Genomic DNA, 3,399 nt, shown 5'->3' on the forward strand with positions numbered 1-3,399 from the left:
CATCTGGGCGGCGAGATGACCGTGCGACTGCCAAGCGCCGCGGCCTATTCCCTGCAGGTGGAAAAGGAGCATCGCTGGCTGCCGAGGCTCGCACCTCTGCTGCCGCTGCCGATCCCGGTGCCGCTGGCGATGGGAGTTCCGGCCGAAAGCTATCCCTGGCACTGGTCCGTCTACCGCTGGATCGAAGGCGAGACGGCAGAGCGCGAGCGGATTGCCACCCTGCCGCAATTTGCGACCGACCTGGCCGCGTTCCTGGTCGCCCTTCAGCGTATCGATGCCACCGGTGGACCGGCGCCGGGACAGCACAATTTCTTTCGCGGCGGAGCACTCAGCGTCTACGATGGCGAGGCCCGGCAAGCGATTGCCGCCCTCGACGGCAAGATCGACACGGCCGCAGCCAGTGCGGTGTGGGAGGCAGCACTTGCCGCACAATGGCACGGTGCGCCGGTCTGGTTCCACGGTGACGTCAGCTGGGGAAACCTGTTGGTCAGGCAAGGCCGATTGAGCGCGGTGATCGACTTCGGAACCTCCGGCGTCGGCGATCCCGCCTGCGATCTGGCGATTGCGTGGACGCTGTTTGAAGGCAAAAACCGGGAGGCGTTTCGTGCCGGGCTTCCGGCCGACGAGGCGATGTGGGCGCGCGGTCGTGGCTGGACGCTTTGGAAGGCGCTGATCACGGTCGCTGGACAGATCGACGCCAACCCTGTTGAGGTTGAGAAATCCTGTCACGTAATCGATGAAGTCCTTGCCGACCGCGCGCGCGAGCGTGAAGCGCCGAACGATAAGCCACTCTAGCCAACCAAAACCCAGTCCCGTCGCCAAACATCCGCCGTCGCATGGCGCGACCAGGGACATTCCGACCGACGCCATGCTTCCCGGGAGTGCCGATCCGCCTGATCGAGGCGGACGACCACGTCGCCCGTGTCGCCAAGGTCGACTGAGAGGCGTCACGGAGGAATCGTTTTGAACGTTTGGCTGCTGTCACAATCGGGGACACCACAGCGCTCCAGGGTTTCGATCGTCTTGGAAGAAGCAGACAGGCTTGGAAGCGTCATCCCGCTTTTCGCCTCGGCATCAGAGTGGGATTGGCGAATGGGCGTCACCTGGCGATAGAGGGGTCGGCAAGATTCAGGTCGATGTCGGCGAAAACCAGGTAGATATTCCACATTGTGCGGTCTTTTAGAAATATAAAACGTCGTAGTTATATTTAGTCGCGAAAGTATCCGTATATATATTCAATGTGTGACGTTGTGCCACTTGTGCCATTCGCCATCGCGGCAAGTGTTATTTGTGCAACACAGCATTAATCTGTTCGCGGAATTGGCATTATTTCGGAAATCGTCATTGAAGGCAGATGATCGATGGGTATGTTCGCCGCTGAAAAGGGCGAGCGGTGTGAGCCTTTTTCGTTGTGGGGGTGAGGCGGGAAAACATTGCCGCCAGCCACAAATCCGAAGCCATTTAAAACTATGACTGGAGAGGTCAGAAAATGAACATCAAGAGCCTCCTTCTCGGCTCAGCCGCGGCCCTGATCGCGGTCAGCGGCGCACGCGCCGCCGACGCTGTCGTCGTCGCCGAACCGGAACCGGCCGAATACGTCAAGATTTGCGACGTCTACGGCGCCGGCTACTTCTATATTCCGGGCACCGAGACCTGCCTGCGCATCGGCGGCTACCTCCGCTACGACATGGGCGTCGGCGATTCCGGCTCGCTCGATGGCGCCAACAACGTTCCCGATCACATGGACGGCGGAACGAACGACACCTGGTATAAGAACATGCGTTTCACGCTGAGGACTTATACCGGCCAGGAAACCGAGCTCGGCACGCTGAAAACCTTCACCGAAACTCGCTTCCAGTTCGGCAACTCCTCCGGCGACTATACCGACCAGACCCCGGCCAACAACGGCTGGCAGGCCGGCAACAAGACCACCACCCTCAATTTCGCCTGGATCCAGCTCGGTGGCCTGCGCGTCGGTAAGGATGAAACGGTATACGACCAGTTCATCGGTTATGCCGGCAATGTCATCCAGGACACGCTCATCCCGTATGGTGTCAAGGATACCAATCTCATCAGCTATTACTTCGACGCTGGCAGCGGCTTCACGGGCGTGGTCTCGCTTGAGGAAGGCACCGCCGTCAACACCATCGACAGCTATGTTCCGCATGTCGTCGGCGGCTTGAAGTACAAGGGCGACTGGGGTGCGATCACTGGCGTCGTGGCCTATGACAGCAACTATGAGGAAGTGGCCGGCAAGGTCCGTTTGGACGTCAACGTCAGCAAGGAACTGACGCTGTTCGTCATGGGCGGCTACGGCACCAACGACAACATCAACGACTTCGGCACAGGCCGTACCCAATACAAGCCGTGGGGCGGTAACTGGGCAGTCTGGGGTGGCGGCACCTACAAGTTCAACGAGAAGACCTCGTTCAACGCCCAGATTTCCTATGACGACTGGAAGAACCTCGGCGTCGCTGCCAACGTTGCCTATACCATTGTGCCCGGCTTTACGGTCACGACTGAAGTCGATTACCTCAATGCAGGAAAATTCGACGACTTCGACTTCAACAACTGGACCAAGGCCGACAAGAAGAGCAGCGTCGGCGGCATCGTCCGCTTCCAGCGCAATTTCTAGCAGATCGACTGACCTCACCAGCCCGCCCGCAGCACATCGCTGCGGGCGGTTTTTTATGCATTGGTGTGAGAGTTACCCAGGAGCCAAGCCCATACCTTGATTTCGCCACCCGATCGGTGAAAAGCTCCTGAAATGGAATGGCGCGACGAGGGAATCATTCTCGGCACCCGCAAGCATGGCGAAACCAGCGCCATTCTCGAGGTGCTGACGCGAGCGCATGGCCGTCATCTCGGCCTTGTTCGCGGCGGCCGTTCGCGCAAACAGCAGCCCGTCCTCCAGCCCGGCAATCGCGTCGACCTGTTGTGGCGTGCGCGCCTTGATGAACATCTCGGCACGTTCCAGGCCGAAGCGATCGAGATGAATGCTGCCCGGTTGATGGACAGCGCCGTCGCCGTCTACGGCTTGCAGACCATGGCCGCGCATCTGCGCCTGCTGCCCGAGCGCGACGCGCATGAAGGTCTCTACGAAACGCTTGCCGTGATGATCGTCCATCTCGACGACGCCGACGTTGCCGGAGAACTGGTGGCGCGCTTCGAGCTTCTGGTGCTGGACGAACTCGGCTTCGGCCTCGATCTCAGCCAATGCGCCGCCACCGGCACGCGACAGGACCTGGCCTATGTTTCGCCGAAGTCGGGACGCGCGGTATCGCGCGAAGCCGGTTTGCCATGGCGCGACAGGATGCTGGCTCTGCCGGCCTTCCTGCAGCGCGGCTCCGGCCTGCGCGCGGATGCGGCTGATGTCGACGACGCCTTCCGGCTCACCGG

3 protein-coding genes are annotated in these 3,399 nt (G+C 60.6%); all 3 read left to right on the top strand.

The annotated features are described in order from the left end of the window. Positions 1-795, top strand: a 795-nt coding sequence (locus tag EN969_RS22665) for an aminoglycoside phosphotransferase family protein (RefSeq protein WP_164758427.1), incomplete at its 5' end; no start/stop codon positions are given. A 694-nt stretch (positions 796-1,489) separates the two neighbouring features. Further along, positions 1,490-2,635, top strand: a complete 1,146-nt coding sequence (locus EN969_RS22670; protein ID WP_013532581.1) for a porin — start codon at positions 1,490-1,492, stop codon at positions 2,633-2,635. 132 nt (positions 2,636-2,767) lie between these two features. Further along, a partial coding sequence (recO, locus tag EN969_RS22675) for a DNA repair protein RecO (protein WP_127419408.1) occupies positions 2,768-3,399 on the top strand: 632 nt, incomplete at its 3' end.

This window comes from Mesorhizobium sp. M7A.F.Ca.CA.003.01.2.1, from assembly GCF_003998945.1.
GTDB classification, from domain to species: domain Bacteria; phylum Pseudomonadota; class Alphaproteobacteria; order Rhizobiales; family Rhizobiaceae; genus Mesorhizobium; species Mesorhizobium ciceri.